This window comes from Spirillospora sp. NPDC049024, from assembly GCF_040649235.1.
In the GTDB taxonomy this organism is placed as follows: domain Bacteria; phylum Actinomycetota; class Actinomycetes; order Streptosporangiales; family Streptosporangiaceae; genus Spirillospora.
On sequence record NZ_JBEZFD010000009.1, the window covers coordinates 96,268 to 116,513 of the forward strand.

Annotated in this window: 18 protein-coding genes; 13 read left to right on the forward strand and 5 right to left on the reverse strand. The window is 73.4% G+C overall.

The window, feature by feature from the left end:
• Positions 1-491: 491 nt before the first annotated feature.
• From kal to kamD, 3 genes are read right to left on the reverse strand one after another with little or no spacing between them, the layout of a single operon-like run.
• The gene (kal, locus tag AB0C21_RS18520) at positions 492-887 is read right to left on the reverse strand and encodes a 3-aminobutyryl-CoA ammonia lyase (protein WP_149258311.1); all 396 of its coding nucleotides are present in this window, start codon (positions 885-887) and stop codon (positions 492-494) included.
• Positions 884-1,723, reverse strand: coding sequence for a lysine 5,6-aminomutase subunit beta (gene kamE / locus AB0C21_RS18525; RefSeq protein WP_149258310.1), 840 nt, complete (start codon positions 1,721-1,723; stop codon positions 884-886). The genes kal and kamE overlap by 4 nt, the downstream gene beginning before the upstream one ends.
• Complete coding sequence (gene kamD, locus AB0C21_RS18530) at positions 1,720-3,339, reverse strand: lysine 5,6-aminomutase subunit alpha (RefSeq protein WP_500205495.1); 1,620 nt, start codon at positions 3,337-3,339, stop codon at positions 1,720-1,722. The genes kamE and kamD overlap by 4 nt, the downstream gene beginning before the upstream one ends.
• Positions 3,340-3,612: 273 nt before the next feature.
• Between kamD and AB0C21_RS18535 the strand changes: the two genes are divergently transcribed.
• Together AB0C21_RS18535 and AB0C21_RS18540 are read left to right on the forward strand one after the other, a co-directional pair.
• Positions 3,613-4,380, forward strand: a complete 768-nt coding sequence (locus tag AB0C21_RS18535; protein ID WP_500205497.1) for a bestrophin-like domain — start codon at positions 3,613-3,615, stop codon at positions 4,378-4,380.
• Positions 4,380-5,060: a hypothetical protein gene (locus tag AB0C21_RS18540; RefSeq protein ID WP_500205499.1), complete on the forward strand. Its 681-nt coding sequence runs from the start codon at positions 4,380-4,382 to the stop codon at positions 5,058-5,060. The genes AB0C21_RS18535 and AB0C21_RS18540 overlap by 1 nt, the downstream gene beginning before the upstream one ends.
• Positions 5,061-5,121: 61 nt before the next feature.
• Here AB0C21_RS18540 and AB0C21_RS18545 read toward each other — a convergent pair whose 3' ends face one another.
• Together AB0C21_RS18545 and kdd are read right to left on the reverse strand one after the other, a co-directional pair.
• Positions 5,122-6,453: a DUF2252 domain-containing protein gene (locus tag AB0C21_RS18545; protein WP_500205500.1), complete on the reverse strand. Its 1,332-nt coding sequence runs from the start codon at positions 6,451-6,453 to the stop codon at positions 5,122-5,124.
• Positions 6,454-6,505: 52 nt separating this feature from the next.
• The gene (gene kdd, locus AB0C21_RS18550) at positions 6,506-7,558 is read right to left on the reverse strand and encodes an L-erythro-3,5-diaminohexanoate dehydrogenase (RefSeq protein ID WP_500205501.1); all 1,053 of its coding nucleotides are present in this window, start codon (positions 7,556-7,558) and stop codon (positions 6,506-6,508) included.
• A gap of 136 nt (positions 7,559-7,694) precedes the next feature.
• Between kdd and AB0C21_RS18555 the strand changes: the two genes are divergently transcribed.
• The 11 genes from AB0C21_RS18555 (at position 7,695) to AB0C21_RS18605 (ending at position 20,227) form a co-directional block, all read left to right on the forward strand.
• Positions 7,695-9,071, forward strand: a complete 1,377-nt coding sequence (locus tag AB0C21_RS18555) for a KamA family radical SAM protein (RefSeq protein WP_500205503.1) — start codon at positions 7,695-7,697, stop codon at positions 9,069-9,071.
• A 61-nt stretch (positions 9,072-9,132) separates the two neighbouring features.
• Positions 9,133-10,311 carry a cytochrome P450 gene (locus AB0C21_RS18560; protein ID WP_500205505.1) on the forward strand — a complete coding sequence of 393 codons (1,179 nt, stop codon included), beginning with the start codon at positions 9,133-9,135 and terminating at the stop codon, positions 10,309-10,311.
• A gap of 63 nt (positions 10,312-10,374) precedes the next feature.
• Positions 10,375-11,442 carry a DUF3616 domain-containing protein gene (locus AB0C21_RS18565; RefSeq protein WP_500205506.1) on the forward strand — a complete coding sequence of 356 codons (1,068 nt, stop codon included), beginning with the start codon at positions 10,375-10,377 and terminating at the stop codon, positions 11,440-11,442.
• Between the two features lie 83 nt (positions 11,443-11,525).
• Positions 11,526-12,731: an acyl-CoA dehydrogenase family protein gene (locus AB0C21_RS18570; RefSeq protein WP_500205508.1), complete on the forward strand. Its 1,206-nt coding sequence runs from the start codon at positions 11,526-11,528 to the stop codon at positions 12,729-12,731.
• Positions 12,732-12,896: 165 nt separating this feature from the next.
• The gene (locus AB0C21_RS18575) at positions 12,897-13,436 is read left to right on the forward strand and encodes a DUF1707 and FHA domain-containing protein (protein WP_149258301.1); all 540 of its coding nucleotides are present in this window, start codon (positions 12,897-12,899) and stop codon (positions 13,434-13,436) included.
• A gap of 148 nt (positions 13,437-13,584) precedes the next feature.
• Positions 13,585-14,802 carry an ROK family transcriptional regulator gene (locus tag AB0C21_RS18580; protein WP_500205510.1) on the forward strand — a complete coding sequence of 406 codons (1,218 nt, stop codon included), beginning with the start codon at positions 13,585-13,587 and terminating at the stop codon, positions 14,800-14,802.
• 62 nt (positions 14,803-14,864) lie between these two features.
• The gene (locus tag AB0C21_RS18585; RefSeq protein ID WP_500205512.1) at positions 14,865-16,190 is read left to right on the forward strand and encodes an ABC transporter substrate-binding protein; all 1,326 of its coding nucleotides are present in this window, start codon (positions 14,865-14,867) and stop codon (positions 16,188-16,190) included.
• Positions 16,191-16,192: 2 nt separating this feature from the next.
• Entirely contained in the window at positions 16,193-17,167 is a 975-nt protein-coding gene (locus AB0C21_RS18590; RefSeq protein WP_500205513.1) for a carbohydrate ABC transporter permease, read from the forward strand.
• Positions 17,164-17,994 carry a carbohydrate ABC transporter permease gene (locus AB0C21_RS18595; protein ID WP_500205515.1) on the forward strand — a complete coding sequence of 277 codons (831 nt, stop codon included), beginning with the start codon at positions 17,164-17,166 and terminating at the stop codon, positions 17,992-17,994. The genes AB0C21_RS18590 and AB0C21_RS18595 overlap by 4 nt, the downstream gene beginning before the upstream one ends.
• Positions 17,991-19,247 (forward strand): 6-phospho-beta-glucosidase, encoded by a 1,257-nt coding sequence (locus AB0C21_RS18600; RefSeq protein WP_500205517.1) that lies wholly within the window; start codon positions 17,991-17,993, stop codon positions 19,245-19,247. The genes AB0C21_RS18595 and AB0C21_RS18600 overlap by 4 nt, the downstream gene beginning before the upstream one ends.
• Complete coding sequence (locus AB0C21_RS18605) at positions 19,247-20,227, forward strand: N-acetylglucosamine kinase (RefSeq protein WP_500205519.1); 981 nt, start codon at positions 19,247-19,249, stop codon at positions 20,225-20,227. Before AB0C21_RS18600 ends, AB0C21_RS18605 begins: the two co-directional genes overlap by 1 nt.
• The last annotated feature ends 19 nt before the right edge of the window (positions 20,228-20,246 follow it).

Here is a 20,246-nt window from a genome sequence, read left to right on the forward strand (position 1 = left end):
GGAACGCTACCGGCACCGGGCGCCCGCGGCGACCGCGGGCACAGGTCAGAGCGAAAGCGGACGGTTCACCGGGTGCCGGACACGGAAGAGGGCCCGCGACATCCATCGGGCCGGAGTCGTCCCACAGGCGGTGAGAACGAGGCTCCGTTTTCTACTGGATGTCCGGGCCCTTCCCGGGTCCAACCCCCCGCGCGATCGGGCGGCTCCGCCCGGCACGGCCCCGGATCACCGCGCTGGCTCGGGCGGGCACGATGCCGACCACTCGCGTGATCCCCGTCCCCGTCGCGGCGCGGCGCCCGGCGGCCCCTCGGGCGGCCGATCGGTGAGTCCCGTGCTGGACTGCTGCAAAACTACCGGCTTCCGCCACCTTGTCAACCGCCGCATGTTCTGCGGCGACTCCATGTTATCCCAGCTCAACACCATGATCAGGGCGTTCGGCGATTTCACCGGACGCCCTTTGCGATCACGGCCTGGATCGGCCGGGGGCGGGATCAGCCTCCCGGCGCGGCCACCACGACGGTGCCGGACGCGGTGACCGCGACGACCGGCTCCGGCAGCACCTCGGCAGACGACTCGCCCTTGTCGGGACGGCCCCGGCACACCACGCGGGCCTCGAAGTCCATCACGCGGCTGCGGGTGCCCGCGCGGGTCAGCACGGCGGTGGTCTCCAGGACGTCCCCGGCCCGGACGGGCGCGCGGAACTGCACGTCGGAGTAGGAGGCGAACAGGCCCTCGTCGCCGTCGGTGCGGATGCACAGCTCCGTGGCCACGTCCCCGAACAGGCCCAGCACGTAGGCGCCGTCGACCAGGTCGCCCGCGTAGTGCGCGTGCGAGTAGGGGATGTAGCGGCGGTGGGTGACGGTCAGTCCCTCGCGGGGGTCGCTCACTCTTCCTCCATCGTGGTGGGCCTGTGCTCGCCGGGCAGCAGGGCGTGCACGAGGTAGCTGGCGACCTCGGCGGGCGTGGTGCCCTTGCCGAAGATGCGGTCGACGCCGAGGTCGGCCTCGGTGACGGTGTCGAAGCGGGGGCCGCCGACGACCAGCAGCGGCCGCCCCATGCCCCCGGCCACCGCGGTCGGGTACTCGGCGTGGAACGCGGCGGCCATCTGCTTGGTGTTGTGCAGGTGGGCGTTGCGCTGGGTGACGACCTGGGACACCAGCACCGCGTCGGCGTCCTCGGCCTTGGCGCGCTCGACCAGCTCCTCGACCGTGACCTGGGCGCCCATGTTCACGACCTGGATCTCCCGGTAGTACTCCAGGCCCTTCTCCCCCGCGAACCCCTTGACGTTGAGGATCGCGTCGATCCCGACGGTGTGGGCGTCGGTGCCGATGCAGGCCCCGACGACCACGAGCCGCCGGTTCAGCGCCTCGCGGATCGCCAGGTTCACCTCCTGGGCGGTCAGCAGCGGGTAGGCGCGCTCCTCCGGGACGGGGATGGAGGCGTAGTCGATGAGGTGCCGCACCTTCCCGTACACGATGAAGAAGGTGAAGTCGGGGCCCATCGGCTTGGCGTGGACGACGCTGGCCGGGTCCAGGCCCATCTTCCCCGCGAGCTGCAGGGCGGCCGCCTCGGCGCGCTTCCCGGCCGGGACGGGCAGGGTGAACGACATCTGCACCATGCCGTCGCCGGTGGTGTCGCCGTAGGGGCGGATCACCTGCCGGGTGTCGGCGGGCTCGGCGGGGGCCTGGGTCCCGGTACCGGTTCCGGGGCTCTCGACCGTCATGCGGGCACCTCCTGGTCGGCGGCGGGGCGGGCGGCATGCGGGTCCTCGGTGTCGAGGATCTCGATCGCGGGGTTGAAGTACCCGTCGGCGCGCGGGACGACGCCGTCCAGGCCCTTGCCCCCGTCGGGCGGGCGGCGGGTGACGCCGAACGTGCCCTCGGCGATGGCCTCCAGGAGCCCGTCGTCGGCGACGCGCTCCAGCAGCTCCACCGACTCCGACAGCACCTGCTTGGCGCGCTGGACGAGCATCCCGTCCGGGCGGGGCATGAAGTCCTCGGCGAGGTTCCCGCAGGCGTCGCGGACGTAGCGGACGTTCTCCAGCGCCAGGTCTCGGTCCGACAGCCAGGGGGTGTGGATGCCCTCGGTCATCATCCCGATCAGGATGATCGACTGCCCGGTCATCACGCCGGCGAGGTTGAAGAACGCGTCCAGCAGGTAGCCGGCGAAGATGTTGCCGGTCATGTGCTTGGTCGGCGGCATGTACTTCAGCGGCGCGCCGGGGAACAGCTCCCGGACGAGCTGGGCGTGCGCCAGCTCCAGCCGGAACGACTCCGGGATCGCCGGGTTGATCTCGAAGGCGTGGCCGAGGCCGAGCTGGTCGTCGCTGAGCCCCGCCTCGTGCCCGAACCGCTCGTTCAGCAGCTGGCTGACGACCACGGTGTGCGCGGCGTCGACGGCGTCGGCGGTGGTGAGGTAGTTGTCCTCGCCGGTGTTGATGACGATGCCGGCGCGGGCGTGGATCTGCCGCGAGAACCGCTGGTCGATGAACGTCCGGCGCGGGTTGATGTCGCGGAAGATGATCCCGTACATGCAGTCGTTCAGCATCATGTCCAGGCGCTCGAGCCCGGCGAGGGTCGCGATCTCCGGCATGCACAGCCCGGAGGCGTAGTTCGTCAGCCGCACGTACCGGCCGAGCTCGCGGGACACGTCGTCCAGCGCCGAGCGCATCAGCCGGAAGTTCTCCCGGGTGGCGTAGGTGCCGGCGTAGCCCTCCCGGGTGGCGCCCTCGGGCACGAAGTCCAGCAGCGACTGCCCGGTGGAGCGGATCACCGCCACGACGTCGGCGCCCTCGCGCGCGGCGGCCTGCGCCTGCGGGATGTCCTCGTAGATGTCGCCCGTCGCCACGATCAGGTAGACCAGCGGCCTCGGCGTGCCGGCCCGGTCGGGGGTGGGCAGCTCGGCCAGCAGCCGGTCGCGCTCGGCGCGGCGCCGGTCGACGCGCGCCATGCCGCCGCGGGCCGCCTCGCCCGCGGCCTTGCGGGCGTGCTCGGCGTCGGTGCCCGCCGGCAGCCGGAACGACACCCGTCCGCGGGCGGCGGCCCGTGCCAGGTCGTCGAGGGAGCCGTACGGCCCGGTCAGCAGCGCGTCCCAGACCGGCAGGGCGAGCCCGTGCTCCAGCCCGACCTGCTCGCGGACGGCGTCGGCGAGGTGGTTGACCCAGGGGCGCCCCTCATCGTCGGCGCCGGTCAGGCCCGCCAGCCTCAGCAGCGCCCGCTCGACCGAGACGGTGGTGTGGGAGCGGGCCATGTCGATGATGGGTTCGGCGGCCCGGGCGGCCAGGCGCCGGGCGGTGCGCACCACCTCCGGGTCGAGGTCCAGCTTTCCCTGCGGCGCCATTGCCGTCTCCCCTCACGCAGCCGCCCCTCTCAGGCCGGTCCTAACAATCATCCTTCATACCGAGTTCTCTACGGGAGATCTTCCGGTAAGGACACCGTATTCCACAAGAACTACCACCACATCTCCCGCACCTTCCGGCGGCGCACAGCCCCACCTTCCCTCTGCGGACGACCATCTCACCCCCAGGTGACGGTGGGCGACAAACACCCCATGGCGACTCTGGGTAAAGCTATGCTCACCCCCGGTCATGGACGGGACGATTTCGGGAGGGGCATGATCATCTATTTCGCGGCCGCGGCCTGCGCCGTCGGCGTGGTCATCGGGGCGAGCCGGCTGGTGCGGCGGGCGCGCGGGACCGTGGACGACGGCGCCCCCGACGGCCCCACCTCCTCCCACACCGGCGCCATGCTCTCGGCGCTGTTCCTGCTGGCGTTCGCCATCGCCATCGTCGTGCCGTGGACCACGGCGGACGCCGCCCGCTCCAACACCTACACCGAGAGCCAGGCGATCACCGAGGCCTACTGGGCCGCCGAGCGCCTCCCCGCGGCGGACGCCCGGCGCGTCCAGGACGGGCTCATCACCTATGTCGAACTCGTCCGCGGCCCCGAGTGGCGGCTGATGAAGCACGGGCGCCTCAGCGCCCGGGGCTGGGCCGAACTGGACCGGCTGCGCCACGACGTCATCGCGATCCAGCCCGGCACCGACGAGGCCTCGGACGCCCGCGGCGCCGTCCTCGACCACCTCGGGGAGATCTCGGCCGCGCGCCGGCAGCGCGCCGCCGACGCCCGGACGACGCCGCCCGCCGGCCTGCTCGCCGTCACCGTCCTCACCGGCGTCGTGGTCCTGCTGCTGCCCTTCCTCGTGGGCGCCCGCCCGCGCGGCATGGCGCTCGTGCCGCTGGCGCTGATGGCGGCGCTGCTAGCCGCCGGCACCTACCTCACCGTCGACATCTCGCACGTGTTCACCGGCGCCCTCGCCGTCGGACCGGAGGCGTTCTCCGGCCTGCACGCCGACCTGCAGCGCATCGCGGGAGGCGGCTGATGCGCCGCCGCCCCACCCCGCCCCGGTGGGCCCGCACCCTGCCGACGCGCACGCGGCCGTCCCGGACGCTGAGGACCCGGACGCTGAGGACCCGGACGCTGCCGGCCCTCGCGCTGCCGGCTCTGGCACTGCCCGCCGTCATGCTCGGCTTCCCGGCCACCGCGAAGGCCGACCCGCCGCCCACGCCCGGGATCGAGATCGGGGTCGACGTGTGCATCGACATCGAGATCGGCAGCGGCTCCGCGGACGGCTGCGGCCTGCCGGACACCTCCGAGCCCCCGCCCCCGGAGGAACCGCCTCCAGCCGAGCCTCCACCGCCGGAAGAGCCGCCCTCCGACACTCCGGAGGTCCCGGAACCGCCCCCGCCACCACCCCCGGAGGCACCGGAGCCGCCTCCGCAGCCCGGGCACCCCGCACCGGCTCCACCTCCCGCCGCCGCGCCGAAGCCACGGCCCGTGGCACTCGCCCCGCACGCGCCCAGCACGTCCCCGCGGACGCGCCCCGATCCGGCACCCCCCACGCACAGACCACCCGAGAAGCGCCCACCGGTGCGACTGCACGCGGCACCGCGCGCACAGAAGGCGCTGCCCAAGCGCCGCAACCCACTGCGCTCCTCGCTCGTACTGGTCGCCATCGCCATCGTCGTCAGCGCCGGCACCGCCATCGCCTTCGCCCACTGAACCGAGCACGGAACGTCGGAACGCCCCGACCGCGGCGGGTCGGGGCGCTCGGGGGGCGTGGCTACAGGCCGGGGATCTCGTGGTTGCGGAAGGCGTCCACGAAGTAGGTGTGGTCCTGCCGGACGATCTCGGCGTACTCGGTGCCGAAGGCCACCATCGCCTCGACGAAGGCCGACTCGTCCGGGCCGATCACCGCGTCGATGGCGTCCTCGACCTGGAAACCGACGAGGGTGTGGTCGGAGTCGGTGTCGGACACGCAGTGGACCTTGGCGGTCGCCCGGCCCAGGTCGTCCAGCACCGACAGCATGTCCTCGGGCTCGGTGAGGCCGCTCCAGTCCAGGTCGGCCTCGTAGGGCGACAGCTCCTGCACGACGTAGCCGACGCCGTCGATCTGGGTGTGGCCGAGCCACGGGTCGCTGTTGGCCTGCAGCGCGCGCCGCGACACGGCCGTGCGGTGGCCGTGGTGCTGGAAGTACTCGCGGATGCGGGGGTCGTCGACGACGCGGCTGGCCGCGGCGACATTGCCCTGCTTCATCGACAGGACGACGTCGTTCTCCAGCGCCTGGGTGTTGCCCTCCACGAGGATGTTGTAGGCGGACAGCCCGGCCGAGCCGATGCCGAACCCGGACGCGCCCACGATGTCCTTGATCACGTAGGTGAGGCTGCCGAAGCGCTTCTCCTTCGGGATGGTCTTCAGGTACTCCTCGTAGGCGGCCTCGACCTTGGCGCGCTCGGCGTCGTCCAGGCGCCGGACGCCGGGGCGGTCGAGGAAGCGCCGATCGGGCCCCGACACGACGGTCATGCCGTCCAGCAGCCCGGTGCGGGTGCCGCCCATCGCGTCGACCAGCACGTCGCGGACGTAGCCGTCGGTGGTGTCGAGCGTCAGCGCGAACTTCTCGTCGCCCTCGTGCGCGGCGAACTTGCGGACCTGGTCGACGTAGGCGCGCACGTAGGCCTCGATGAGCCGGCGGATGTCGGCGTCGGAGATCGCCTTCTGCCACGCCAGCAGCGCCAGGCTGGCCACCAGGCGCTTGACGTCCCAGGTGAAGTGGCCGACGTAGGCCTCGTCGTAGTCGTTGACGTCGAAGACGAAGACGCCGTCGTCGTTCATGTAGGTGCCGAAGTTCTGCGCGTGCAGGTCGCCCTGGATCCACACGCGGGACGTGCGCTCGTCGGCCCACGGGTCGTCGTCGTGGGCGATGTCGGCGTAGAACAGGCACGCGCTGCCCCGGTAGAACGCGAACGGGTCCGAGGCCATCTTGCGGAAGCGGCGGCGGAACTCGGCGGGGCTGCGCTCCATCAGGTCCGAGAACGCGTCGACCAGGACGTCGACGATCTGCGCCTGCCGCCCCTTCGGGTCCCGCCCGCGCAGCTCCTCGGTGATGCTCGCCATGCTCTCTCCCTCGATGATCGGACGGTCCCCGCCACGGCCGGGACGTTTCCGGTCATTCTGCCGAATCCGCACCGGTCCGGGAGGTGAACAGCGCACGCACGGCGGGTTCCGACCGCACCAGGTCAAGGGCGGTCTCGGCGTGCCCGGGGACGTAGCCGTTCCCGATGAGCATCGTGACGTCGGCGGCCAGCCCCTCGGCGCCGAGCGCGGCGGCCGGGAACGACGTCGCCATCGAGAAGAACACCACGGTGCCGCCGGGGGCGGCGGCGAGGATCGCGCCGTGCTCGCAGCCCGGCACGTCGACGCACACGACGGTGACGTCGACCGGCTCGCCGACGGCGGCCGCGACGGCCACCGGGTCGCGGGCGTCGGCGCGCACGACGGCGTCGGCCAGGCCGGACGCCGCGAGCCGCTCCTCCTCCTCGGCGGTGGGGACGAGCCCGATCACGCGGGACGCGCCGGCGCGGCGGGCGGCGGCCAGCGACAGGCACCCGCTCTTGCCGGCGGCGCCCAGCACGGCCACGGTGGGGCCGCCGCCGCGCGCCGCGACGACGCGGTGCGTGAGCGCGGGCGCGCCGCACACGTCCATGACGGCGAGGGCCAGCGGCACCGGCATGTCGTCGGGGAGGACGGCGGCGATGGAGCGGCCGAACAGGATCGCGTGGCCGCGCGCCGGGACCTGCTCCGACCGCCCGTCCCATCCGGCGAGCCCGTCGGTGATCGCGAGCGGGGTGAGGGTGAGCGACACCAGGGTGGCGACGCGGTCGCCGGGCTTCAGGCCGAGCGGCGAGTCAGGCCCCGCCTCCTCGACCACCCCGACGAGCATGCCGCCCGACCCGGTCACCGGGTTGTGCATCTTGCCGCGCTCCCCGATGATCCGCAGCACCTCGGCGCGGATCGCGTCCGGGTCGCCGCCGTGCGCGGTGTGCAGCTGGCGGAAGGACGCGGCGTCCAGGTTGAGGCGCTCGACGCCGATCCGCACCTCGTCCGGCCGGATCCGCGGGTCGGGATCCAGCCGGAGCGCGGCCTGCGGCAGCACGCCCGCGGGCTCCAGCACGCGGTGCAGCCCGACCGCCGTCCCGGTCCCGCCTCCGGTCATCGCCATGCCGTCCTTCTCCTAACATCGGGTGGTGTTACGCAAGATATCCAGGGCACCCCTGGTTTCATCGAAAGTCTTCCCGTAACGTCGGCGGCATACAAGACTTTTATGCGATCAATGTGAGGCGAGGAGGCGGTCGACGATGACCACTGCCCTGCACCCGGACGCCCTCCAGTCCGAGGAGGGCGCGCGCCAGCCGTACGCCTACCGGCGCCGGCCGCTGGTGGAGCCCGACTGGCGGCGCCTGCCGGGATGGCGGGACGTCACGGAGGCCGAGTGGGAGTCCGCGCAGTGGCAGCGCGCCCACTGCGTGAAGAACGTGCGGCAGCTGCGCCGCGTCATGGGCGAGCTGCTGGACGAGCGCTTCTACGCCGACCTGGAGCGCGACCAGGCCGAGCGCGCCACCATGTCGATGCTGCTGCCGCCGCAGATGCTCAACACGATGGACGCCTCCTCGACGGAGGCCTTCTACGCCGACCCCGTGCGCCGCTACATGCTCCCGGTGTTCAGCGACCGGCGCACCGACTGGCCGTCCCACCCGCACGCCTCCCGCGACTCGCTGCACGAGGCCGAGATGTGGGCGGTGGAGGGGCTCACCCACCGCTACCCCACCAAGGTCCTGGCCGAGCTCCTGCCGACCTGCCCGCAGTACTGCGGGCACTGCACCCGCATGGACCTGGTCGGCAACTCCACGCCGACCGTCGACAAGCACAAGTTCACCATCAAGCCGCCGGACCGGCTCGGGGCCATGCTGGACTACCTGCGCCGCTCCCCCGGCGTCCGGGACGTGGTCGTCTCCGGCGGCGACGTCGCCAACATGCCGTGGGCGCGGCTGGAGTCGTTCGTCGACTCGCTGCTGGACATCGAGAACATCCGCGACATCCGGCTGGCCAGCAAGGCGCTCATGGGGCTGCCGCAGCACTGGCTGCAGGACGACGTCCGCGCCGGCATGGAGCGCCTGGCGACCAAGGCGAACGCGCGCGGCGTGCAGATCGCCATCCACACCCACGTCAACGCCGCCCAGTCGGTGACGCCGATGGTCGCCAAGGCCGCCCGCGCGATGCTCGACACCGGCATCCGCGACGTGCGCAACCAGGGCGTGCTGCTGCGCGGCGTCAACGACACCCCCGAGGCGCTGCTCGACCTGTCGTTCGCGCTGCTGGACGAGGCCGGGATCCTGCCGTACTACCTGTACATGTGCGACATGATCCCCAGTAGCGAGCACTGGCGGCTCGCGGTCTGGGAGGCGCAGGAGCTGCAGCACGCGATCATGGGCTACCTGCCCGGCTTCGCCACCCCGCGGATCGTCTGCGACGTCCCCTACGTCGGCAAGCGGTGGGTGCACCAGCTCGCCGAGTACGACCGCGAGCGCGGCATCTCCTACTGGACGAAGAACTACCGCACCGGCCTGGAGCTGTCCGACCCCGACGCGCTGACCCGGCGCTACGAGTACCACGACCCGATCTACACGCTGCCGGAAGAGGGGCAGGCGTGGTGGCGGCAGCGGTCGGAGACCTGAGTCGTCACGGCCGACGCCTTTACATTGTAGATCAGGAATCTGCCGGAATAGTCTGGGACGGGTGACCCTCGACCTGACCGCCCGCTTCCCGCTCGGCGCCTCGGTGACGGCCGCCGACCTGGAGGACGACCCGCACCCGCACCTGGCCCGGCTGCGCGAGCGCGAACCCGTCACCTGGCTGCCCGCGCTGGGCGGCTGGCTGGTGACGGCCCGCCGCCCGGCGCTGGAGGTCATGCGCGACGCGGACACCTACACCGTGGACGATCCGCGCTTCTCCACCGCCCAGGTCGTCGGGCCGAGCATGCTGTCGCTGGACGGCCCCGCCCACACCCGGCACCGCGACGCGTTCGCGCGGCCGTTCCGCCCGGCGCGGACCCGGGAGCGGTTCACCCGGTTCGTGGAGGCCGAGACCGACCGGCTCGTCGGCGCGCTGGCGCCGGCGGGCCGCGCCGAGCTGCGCGGCGAGCTGGCCGGGCCGCTCGCCGTCGCGGTCGTCACCGAGGCCCTCGGGCTGTCCGGGGTGGACGCCGGCACGGTCCGCTCCTGGTACGGCGCGTTCGTCGAGGCCGTGTCCGCCATCACCGCGGGCGGCGCGGCGCCCGAGCGCGCCGGCGAGGCGTACCGGCTGCTGGGCGCGGCGGTCCGGGAGGCGGTCGGCGCGGCCCGCCCGGGGTCGCTGCTGGCCGAGGCCGCCGGCGGCGGCCTGCGCGCCCCCGAGGTCGTCGCGAACGCCGCGATCCTGATGTTCGGCGGCATCGACACCACCGAGGGCATGATCGCCAACGCGGCGCTGCACCTGCTCGGGCACCCCGACCAGCTCCGGCTCGTCCGGGACGACCCGGGCCGGCTGCCCGCCGCGATCGAGGAGTCCCTGCGGCTGGAGCCCGCGGCCTCGGTCGTCGACCGGTACGCCACCCGCGACGCCCGGCTCGGCGATGCGGACGTCCGGGCCGGCGACCTCGTGCGGGTCTCGATCGCCGGAGCGGGCCGCGACCCCTCGGTGTTCCCCGACCCCGACCGCTACGACGTGCGGCGCCGCAACGCCGCCGAGCACCTGGCGTTCGCGCACGGGCCCCACTTCTGCTTCGGCGCGCACCTGGCCCGCTTGGAGGCCCGCACCGCGCTCACCGCGCTGCTGGACCGCCTGCCCGGGCTGCGGCTCGATCCCTCCCGGCCCGCCCGCCCGCGCGGGCTGGTGTTCCGCAAGCCGCCGCGGCTGGACGTCCGCTGGGAGGCCTGAGGGCCGGTTGTGGACCGTTCCCCCGCGTCGCCACAGGTCGCGGCCCTGTGGGAGCATTCCCCAATGATCGTGGAACGCCGGGTCGAGCTGCGCTTCGGCCAGGAGAGCCGTGAGGCCGAGACGCACACCAACCTGTCCGCCGTGCGCCAGGACGGCCGCTGCCTGTGGGTGGCGGGCGACGAGACCGCCACCATCGAGCGGCTCACCGCCGTCACGGACGACGACGGGCGCGTCACCGGCTACGACGGGCAGGTCACGGTCGCGCTCGCCGACCTCGTCCCGCTGCCGGCCGGCCCCGACGAGGAGGCCGACATCGAGGGCCTCGCCCGGGCCGACGGATGGCTGTGGGCGATCGGCTCGCACAGCCTCAAGCGCAAGAAGATCAAGCCGGGCAGCGGCGACGCCAAGGCGCGCAAGCGCCTGGCGACCGTCGTGCGGGAGGACAACCGCTACATCCTCGCCCGCATCCCCCTGGTCACCGGCGACGACGGGCTGCCCCGCGCCGTCCGCGACGACGGGGACCGCACCGCGGCCGTGCTCGGCCTGGACAAGGACTCCATCGCCGACCTGCTGGCCGACGACCCGCACCTCGCCCCGTTCCTGCCCATCCCGAGCAAGGACAACGGCCTGGACATCGAGGGCGTCGCCGTGCACGGCGACCGCCTCTACATCGGGCTCCGCGGGCCGGTGCTGCGCGGCTGGGCGGTGCTGGTGGAGATCCGCCCCGCCCCGCACCCCAAAGATCCGAGGCGCCTTCGGGCGCTGCCCGTCGGCGACGACGGCGAGCCCTACCGCACCCACTTCCTGGACCTCGGCGGCCTCGGCGTGCGCGACCTGTGCCCGCACGGCGACGACCTGCTCGTGCTCACCGGGCCGAGCATGGACCTGGACGGCCCGGTGCGGCTCGTGCGGTGGCCGGGCGCGGCCCGCGCCGACGCCGGCGAGATCGTCACGGCGGAGGAGCTGGAGGTGCTCGGCGAGCTGCCCCACGGCGACGGCGACGACCACGCCGAAGGCATCGCCGTGCTGGACGAGCCGGGCACCCGCATCCTCGTCGTGTACGACAGCCCCTCCCCCGACCGGCTCACGGCGGACGGCGGGGTCCTCGCCGACGTCGTGCGTCCCGGTTAGCGGACCCGCGATAAGCGTTCGCTTTCAGACTCTGCTTTGATGGGCCCCGTTACGCGGCAGGAGTCGAGAGGGCGGGGCAGAGCATGATCGAGTGGTCCGAGGAAGACCTGATGATCCGGGACGCGGTGCGCGGCTGGATCGACGCGGAGGTCCGCCCGAACCTGGACGCGCTGGAGTCGGGCGAGCTGCCGCCCTACGACCTGCTCCGCAGCCTCTACAAGACGTTCGGGATGGACGAGATGGCCCGCTCGTCCTTCCAGTCCCGGCTGGCCAAGGAGCGCGAGGGCGGCGCGGCCGCCTCCGACGGCGAGCGGGCCGGCGGCGGCGCGGCGATGTCGATGATCCCGGTCATCGAGCTGTGCAAGGTCGCGCCCGGCCTGGTCTCGGCGATGGGCGTCGGGCTCGGCCTCGCCGCCGGGACGATCATGAAGCGCGGCACCCCCGAGCAGAAGGAGCGCTGGGCGCTCCCGCTGCTCACCATGGAGAAGGTCGGCGCCTGGGCGATCACCGAGCCGAACTCCGGGTCCGACGCCTTCGGCGGGATGCAGGCCACCGCGCGCAAGGACGGCGACGAGTACGTCCTCAACGGCGGCAAGACCTTCATCACCAACGGCCCCTACGCCGACACGATCGTCTTCTACTGCAAGCTCGACCAGGGCGAGGACCCCCGCAACCGCGAGATCCTCACCTTCGTCCTCGACCGGGGCATGCCGGGCCTGGAGCAGAGCAAGCCGCTGCGCAAGATGGGGCTGCACTCCTCCCCCACCGGCGAGCTGTTCCTCAACGACGTGCGCGCGGGCGCCGACCGGCTCCTGTCCTCCGGCGCGCAGGGCGGCAAGGAGTCGGCCCGGCAGAACTTCGTCACCGAGCGCGCCGGCGTCGCCGCGATGGCCCTCGGCGTCATCGAGGAGTGCCTGAAGCTCTCGGTCGAGTACGCCAAGACCCGCGAGCTGTGGGGCCAGCGCATCGGCGACTTCCAGCTCATCCAACTGAAGCTGGCGAAGATGGAGGTCGCGCGCCTCAACGTGCAGAACCTGGTGTTCCGGCACATCGAGATGCAGCGCGCCGGACGCACCCCCACCCTCGCCGAGGCGTCGGCGATGAAGCTGTACGCCGCGCAGGCCGCCAGCGAGGTCGCGCAGGAGGCCGTGCAGCTGTTCGGCGGCAACGGCTACATGAGCGAGTACCGCGTGGAGCAGCTCGCCCGCGACGCCAAGTCCTTCCAGATCTACGCCGGCACCGACGAGATCCAGATCACCCACATCGCCCGCGACCTGCTGTCGCGCTGAGCCCCCCGGCCGGCAGGGCCCGGCGTCCGCACGCCGCCGCCCCGTCCGCGAACTTCCGGGGGCGGGGCGGCGTCGAAAAGGTGGAGGGCGGGTGAGCCGATCGCCCGTCCTCGGCCCGACGGGCCTTTCTGGACAGCCGACGATGGGGACTGGATACTCACAGCTATGGACGGTCAGCCCTCATTCCCGGTGAGAGCGTCCGACACGGAGCGGGACCGGGTGCTGCGCGTCCTGAGCGACCGCGTGGCCGAGGGCCGGATGTCGGACGAGACGTTCGAGCGGCGCGTCGACCAGGTGCTGCAGGCGCGCAGCAAGGCCGAACTGGCCGACATCGTGCACGACCTGCCGGCCTCCAACCGCGTCATGAACCGGCTGACCGGCCTGATCTCCTCGGTCTCGCAGGCGACCGCGCGGATCGAGGCGGCGTGGCGGGCGCCGCGGCTGCCCCGGTTCATGCTGCCCCCGCGCGAGCTCGGCCGCATCGTCGTCGGCCGCGCCCCCGCCTGCCAGTTCATCCTCACCGACCTCACCGTCTCCCGGTTCCACGCCGAGATCTACCGCGCGGACGAGGGCTGGATGGTCTCCGACCTCGGCTCGATGAACGGGACCCGGGTGAACGGGTACCGGCTGACCGGCCCGGCCCGCGTCCGTCCCGGCGACGAGATCGGCTTCGGCAACTCCGCCTTCATCGTCACCGCGCCCTGATCCCCCTCTCACCTCGCCGCGGCCGGCCTGCGCCCCGGGTGGCGGGCGGTCCACGGCGGCCGTGACCGGTCCCGGACCTTGACGTATCCGTTAAGAGTCCTTACTTTTCCTTCAAGTTAGGAAACTTTCCTAATTTGGAGGAGCCGCCGTGTCCGTGCCCGTCCCCGGAACGCCCAGCCTGCTGCGGGCGATCAACGACCGCGCGGCCCTGGAGGCGCTGCTGGCCCGGGGGCCGCTGACCCGCCCGCAGATCTCCGGCCTCACCGGCATCTCCAAGCCGACCGCCTCGCAGCTGCTCGCCCGGCTGGAGCAGGGCGGGCTCGTCGTCCGCGACGGCGTCCGCGAAGGCCTGCCCGGCCGCACCGCCGAGCTGTACCGGATCAACGGCGCCGCCGCCCACGTGGCGGGCGCCGACGTCACCCCCGCGCGGATCCGCGCCAGCGTCGCCGACCTCGCCGGGACGGTCGTCGGCGAGCACACGCTGCCGACCCCCGGACGCACCGGCGTGGACGTCGTCGCCCGGATGGCCGCCGCGCTCGACGGGGCCGCCGCCGCGGCCGGGCTCACCCGGGACCGCCTCGACCGGGCCGTCGTCGGCATCCAGGGCGCCGTCGACCCCGCCACCGGCCGCCTCGGGTACGCCTCGCACATCCCCGGCTGGCACATCCCCGACCTGGTGGAGACGCTGAGCGGCGGGCTCGGCGTCCGCGTCGCGATCGAGAACGACGTCAACCTCGCCGCGCTCGCCGAGCGGTCCGGCGGGCGGGCCGCGGGCGCGGCGGACTTCGTCCTGCTGTGGGTCGCCGACGGTGTCGGGATGGCCGTCGTGCTGAACGGGACGCTCCATCGGGGCGCGACCGGCGGCGCCGGCGAGATCGGCTACATGCCCGCCGCGGGCGCCCCGCTCATGCGGGACGTGCGCCGCACCCGCACCGGCGGCGTGCACAGCCTCACCGGCGGCGCGGCCGTGCTGAGGCTGATGCGCGAGCACGGCTTCCGCGGCCGGGACGCCGCCGCCGCGCTCGGCCGCGCCGCCGCCGACGTGGAGACCGAGGGGAGGCGCACCGCCACCGGCGCGGGCGCCCGCGCGGAACGCGCCCTCACCGAGCTCGCCACCAGGCTCGGCGCCACGCTCGCCACCGTCGTCGCGGTCGTCGACCCCGCGCTCGTCGTCCTCACCGGCGACGTCCTGCTCGCCGGCGGGGAACCGCTCCGCGCGCGCGTCGAACAGCACCTGCACAGCCTCACGATCCCGCGCCCCGAGGTGCGGCTCAGCGCCGTCCAGGGCAACCCCGTCCTGGCCGGGGCGCTCCAGCAGGCGCTCCGGGAGACCCGCGACGAGGTCTTCACCACCACCGTCCCCTGACCCGCCGGCCCGGACCGCGCCTCCCCCTACCACGCCGTTCCCCACCCCTAAGGAGAACCGGAGTGCCCCCCACCACTACGCGCCGGCTCGCGGCGGCCACGGCCGCCGCCGGGCTCGGTCTCGCGACCGCGTGCACGGCCGGCGGCGACCCGTCGGGCAAGGGCCCGGCGTCCGACGAGAGGCAGACCATCGAGGTCTGGCACGGCTGGAGCGCCCCGCACGAGGTGAAGGCCTTCCAGGACGCCGTGGCCGGCTTCAACAAGGCCCACCCCAACATCACCGTCAAGCTCGTCAACGGCCAGACCGACGACCGCATCACCAACGCCATCCGCGGCGGGAACCCCCCGGACGTGGTGTCGTCCTTCACCACCGACGGCGTCGGGCAGTGGTGCCGGAGCGGCGCCTGGCAGAACCTCGCGCCCTACATCGCCGAGTCCAGGCTGGACCTGGGCCAGTTCCCGCCGGCGGTGCGGAGCTACACCGAGTACAAGGGCACCCGCTGCGCGATGCCGCTGCTGGCCGACGCCTACGGCCTCTACTACAACAAGAAGCTCATGAAGGGCGAGCAGCCGCCCAGGACGATGGGCGAGCTGACCCGCCTGGCCAAGAAGCTCACCGTCCGCGACCCCGACGGGACCATCAAGGTCGCGGGCTTCATACCGTCCGTCCAGTACTACGAGCACCAGGTCCAGCATCTGGCGCCCCAGTTCGGCGTCACATGGCTGACCCGTGAGGGCAGGGCCGACTTCTCCGGCGACCCCGCCTTCCAGGCCTACCTGAAGTGGAACAAGAGCCTCATCGACTGGTACGGCTACGGCAACGTCAAGAAGTTCCTGCGCTCGATGGGCCAGGAGTTCGAGTCGTCCAACCCGTTCCAGAAGGGGAGGACGGCGATGGCCGTGGACGGCGAGTGGCGCACCAGGTTCATCCAGGAGGAGGCGCCGAGGCTCGACTACGGCACGGCGCCCGTCCCCGTCTCCGACGAGCGCGCGAGCGCCTATGGCGGCGGGTTCGTCACCGGAACCGTCATCGGCGTCCCGCGCGGCGCCAGGCACGCCCCGGCCGCATGGGAGTTCGTCCGGTACCTCACCACGGACACCGGCGCTCTGGTCACGTTCGCCAACGCGCTCGGCAACGTGCCCTCCACGATCCCGGCGCTGTCGTCGCCGGGGCTGAGGCTGCCGCCGCAGTTCCGGACGTTCCTCGACGTCTTCCGGAACCCGCACAGCTCCACCACGCCGCCGACCCCGAACGGCAACGACTACGTCGTCCGGTTCGAGAAGTTCGTCCAGGACGAGTGGGAGCCCGGCAAGGTGAAGGACCTCGGCGCGGCGCTGGAGAGGCTCGACGGCGAGGTCGACGACTCCCTCGAACTCGCCGGAGGCTGACCGTGGCATCCGGATCACTCCGCCTCCCGCTCACCGGGGCGCGGGGCGGGACGGCGGCGCGGGCGCGGCTGCGCCGGCGGCTCCGGGTCCTGGCGTTCCTGTCCCCCTGGCTCGCCGGATTCGGCCTGTTCTTCGCCTACCCCCTCACCGCCACCGTCTACTTCTCCTTCACCCGCTACAACCTGTTCACCCTGGAGTACGCGGGGCTGGACAACTACACCTACCTGCTGCACGACCGCGACGCCCGCACGGCGATGCGCAACACGCTGTGGCTGGTCGCCGTGCTCGTCCCGCTGCGGGTGCTGTTCGGCCTCGGCGCCGCCCAGCTGCTCACCGGGATCAAGCGGGGCGCAGGCGTGCTGCGCTCGATCCTCTACCTGCCCTACCTCGTGCCGCCGGTCTCGGCCACGGTCGCGTTCGTGTTCCTGCTGAACCCCGGCACCGGCCCCTTCCACACGGTCTCGGCGCGGCTCGGGATCCCGCTGCCCGACTTCTTCAACGACCCCGGCTGGGCCAAGCCCGGCCTGACCCTGCTCGGGCTGTGGGCGGCCGGCGACGTCATGATCATCATGCTGGCCGCGCTGCTGAACGTGCCCGCGTCGCTGTACGAGGCGGCCGCGATCGACGGCGCCGGCGCCTGGGCCCGGTTCCGGCACATCACGCTGCCGACCGTGTCCCCCGTCCTGGCGTTCTCCGCCGTCACCGGCGTCATCGAGACGCTGCAGTACTTCACGCAGCCGATGGTGGCGGGCAAGGTCGCCTCCGGGCGCGCCGACCTGCCCGGCGTCCAGTACTCCCCCGGCTACCCCGACGGCTCCACTCTGACGTTCCCGCAGTGGCTGTACGACCAGGGGTTCCGCCAGTTCAACATGGGCTACGCGTGCGTGCTGGCGCTCGTCATGTTCGCCACCGCGATGGCGTTCACCGTGGTCCTGCTCCGAAGGTTCCGCGCGTTCGCCGGAGAGGAGGCGGGATGACCCGGGAAGGGCGCGCCCGCCGGGCGCTGCTGTGGCTCGCCGTGCACGCCACCGCCGTCGCGATCGGCGTGATGTTCCTGGCACCGCCGGCGTTCATCGCGCTGACCGCCGTGATGACCGACCGGCAGGCGCTCGGCGGCGACCTGTGGCCGCGCGACTGGCGGTTCGGCAACTTCGCCGAGGTGTTCGGCGGCGACATGGTCCGCTGGACCGTCAACAGCACCGTGTACGCGGGGCTGTCGACGCTGTTCATGCTCGTCTCCAGCGTCCCGGTCGCCTACGCGCTGGCCCGCTTCCGGTTCCGCGGCCGGGGCCTCGCGCTCGTCGTGGTGGTCTCGGCGATGATGCTGCCGCCGCAGGTCACCATGGTGCCGCTGTACATCGTCTGGGCCCGCCTCGGGCTGACCGGCACCCTGTGGCCGCTGATCATCCCGCAGCTGTTCGGGGACGCGTTCTCCATCTTCCTGCTCCGCCAGTTCCTGGTGACGATCCCCCGCGAATACGCCGACGCCGCCCGCGTCGACGGCTGCGGCGAGCTGCGCACGATGCTGCGGGTCGTCCTGCCCATGGCGAAGCCCGCCCTGGCCGCGGTGGCGCTGTTCCAGTTCTTCTACTGCTGGAACGACTACTTCCGGCCGCTGGTCTACGCCGACCCCGACCACTGGACGCTGGCCATCGGCGTCGCCACGTTCCGCGCCGCCCACCACGTCGAGTGGAACCTCACCATGGCCGCGACGCTGCTGACGATCCTGCCGGTGCTGGTGGTGTTCTTCCTCGCCCAGCGCGTGTTCGTCCAGGGCGTGACCCTGACGGGGGTGAAGGGGTGAAGCTGACGGTCATCGGAGGCGGGTCCACCTACACGCCGGAGCTGGTGGACGGGCTCGCGCGGGCGCACGCGTCCCTGCCGGTGTCGGAGCTGGTGCTGGCCGACCCCGACGCCCGGCGGCTGGAGCTCCTCGGCGGGCTCGCCGCGCGGATGCTCTCCCGCGCCGGCCACCCCGCCCGGGTCGTCACCACCGGCGACCTGGACGAGGCGGTCACGGACGCGACGATCGTCCTGCTCCAGCTGCGCGTCGGCGGGCAGGCGGCCCGCCACCTCGACGAGACCCTGCCGCTGGCCTGCGGCTGCGTCGGGCAGGAGACGACCGGCGCCGGCGGCCTCGCCAAGGCGCTGCGCACCGTCCCGGTCGTGCTGGACATCGCCGCGCGCGTCGCCGCCCGCGCCCCGCGCGCCTGGATCATCGACTTCACCAACCCGGTCGGCATCGTCACCCGCGCCCTGCTGGACGCCGGGCACCGCGCGGTCGGCCTGTGCAACGTCGCGATCGGGTTCCAGCGGCGCGCCGCGGCGCTGCTGGACGTCCCGCCGGACCGGGTGGGCCTCGGCCACGCCGGCCTCAACCACCTCACGTGGGTGCGGTCGGTCCTGCTCGACGGGCGCGACGTCCTGCCGGACCTGCTCGACCGGCACCCCGCCGAGCTCGCCGCGGTCTCCGGACTTCCCGGCCCCTTCCTGCGGGCCCTCGGCGCCGTCCCGTCCTACTACCTGCGCTACTTCTACGAGCACGACCGCGTCGTCCGGGAGCAGCGCGGCGCGCCGTCGCGGGCCGAGGAGGTCGCCGCGCTCGAACGCGACCTCCTGGAGGCCTACGCCGACCCCGCCCTGGACACCAAGCCCGCCCGGCTCGCCGAGCGCGGCGGCGCGTTCTACTCCGAGGCCGCCGTGCGGCTGGCCGCGTCGCTGCTGGGCGGGCGCGGCGACGCACAGGTCGTCAACGTGCGCAACCACCGCACGCTGCCGTTCCTGGACGACCGCGCGGTCGTCGAGGTCCCGGCGCGGATCACCGCCTCCGGGGCGGTGCCGCTTCCCGTCCCGCCCATGGAGCCGCTTTTCGCCGGGCTGATCGCGCACGTGGCCGCGTATGAGGAACTGGCCCTGGACGCCGCCCTGCGCGGCGGCCTCGACCGCGTCACCACCGCGCTGCTCGCGCACCCGCTCGTGGGGCGGATCGGGACGGCCGAGCGCCTCGCCCGCGACCTCGTCGCCGCCAACCGCGCCCACCTGCCGTGGGCCGCCTGATGGGGACGGGCGTCCTCGTCGCCGTCGACGGCGGCAACAGCAAGACCGACGCGGCCGTCGCCACCACCGCCGGGGAGTTGCTCGCCACCGCGCGCGGCGCGGGCTTCCGCCCGCAGACCGCGGGTCTCGACGCCGCGCTGGACGCGTTGACGGCGGACCTCGGCGGCGCGCTCCGGAAGGCCGGGGTCCCGGCCGGCGACGTCGTCCACCTCGCCGCCTACATGGCCAACGTCGACCTGCCGGGCGAGGAGGAGCGCCTGGAGAAGCTCCTGCTCGCCCGGGATGCCGCGCCGAGCGTGACCGTCGGAAACGACACGTTCGCGCTGCTGCGCAGCGCAGCCACCGAGGGCTGGGGCGTCGCGGTGGTCTGCGGCGCCGGCATCAACTGCGCAGGTGTCGCCCCCGACGGGCGCACCGCCCGGTTCCCGTCCCTCGGCCCCCACACCGGCGACTGGGGCGGCGGCGCGGAACTGGGCCGCGCGGCCCTGTGGCACGCCGTCCGCGGCGAGGACGGACGGGGACCGGAGACGGCGCTGACCGCCGCTGTCGCCGCCCACTTCGGCGTGACCCGCGCCGTCGACGTCGGCCTCGCCCTCCACCTCGGCGAGATCGACCAGGGCCGCCTCACCGGCCTCGCCCCCGTCCTGCTCGACGCCGCCGAGGCCGGCGACGCGGCGGCGCGCGGCACGGTGCTCCGGCTCGCCGAGGAGGTGGCGGTCCTCGGCTCGGTCGCCCTGCGCCGCCTGGACCTGCTGCACTCCCCCGCCGACGTCGTCCTCGGCGGCGGCGTCCTGGCCGCCCGCCGGCCCCTGCTGATGGACGCGGTCGCGGACCGCTACGCCGCCCTCGCCCCCCGCGCGCGCCTGCTCGTCCCCGAGGACCCTCCGCTCCTCGGCGCCGCGCTCCTCGCCCTCGACCACGTCGGCGCCCCGCCGTCCGCTCATGAGGCCCTGCGCGTCGCCTTCCGCCGCCGCCCTTGACGTTGTAAGGTCACGCCGG

What these genes read in the sequence shown, in the direction of transcription:
- kamD (WP_500205495.1), bottom strand. Translation starts at nt 3,339, where the DNA reads ATGGCGCCGCAGGGAAAGCTGGACCTCGACCCGGAGGTGGTGCGCACC.
- AB0C21_RS18575 (WP_149258301.1), top strand. Translation starts at nt 12,897, where the DNA reads ATGGACGGTCAGCCCTCATTCCCGGTGAGAGCGTCCGACACGGAGCGG.
- AB0C21_RS18605 (WP_500205519.1), top strand. Translation starts at nt 19,247, where the DNA reads ATGGGGACGGGCGTCCTCGTCGCCGTCGACGGCGGCAACAGCAAGACC.
- kdd (WP_500205501.1), bottom strand. Translation starts at nt 7,558, where the DNA reads ATGGCGATGACCGGAGGCGGGACCGGGACGGCGGTCGGGCTGCACCGC.
- AB0C21_RS18565 (WP_500205506.1), top strand. Translation starts at nt 10,375, where the DNA reads ATGATCGTGGAACGCCGGGTCGAGCTGCGCTTCGGCCAGGAGAGCCGT.
- kamE (WP_149258310.1), bottom strand. Translation starts at nt 1,723, where the DNA reads ATGACGGTCGAGAGCCCCGGAACCGGTACCGGGACCCAGGCCCCCGCC.
- AB0C21_RS18555 (WP_500205503.1), top strand. Translation starts at nt 7,695, where the DNA reads ATGACCACTGCCCTGCACCCGGACGCCCTCCAGTCCGAGGAGGGCGCG.
- AB0C21_RS18535 (WP_500205497.1), top strand. Translation starts at nt 3,613, where the DNA reads ATGATCATCTATTTCGCGGCCGCGGCCTGCGCCGTCGGCGTGGTCATC.
- AB0C21_RS18540 (WP_500205499.1), top strand. Translation starts at nt 4,380, where the DNA reads ATGCGCCGCCGCCCCACCCCGCCCCGGTGGGCCCGCACCCTGCCGACG.
- AB0C21_RS18570 (WP_500205508.1), top strand. Translation starts at nt 11,526, where the DNA reads ATGATCGAGTGGTCCGAGGAAGACCTGATGATCCGGGACGCGGTGCGC.
- AB0C21_RS18595 (WP_500205515.1), top strand. Translation starts at nt 17,164, where the DNA reads ATGACCCGGGAAGGGCGCGCCCGCCGGGCGCTGCTGTGGCTCGCCGTG.
- AB0C21_RS18545 (WP_500205500.1), bottom strand. Translation starts at nt 6,453, where the DNA reads ATGGCGAGCATCACCGAGGAGCTGCGCGGGCGGGACCCGAAGGGGCGG.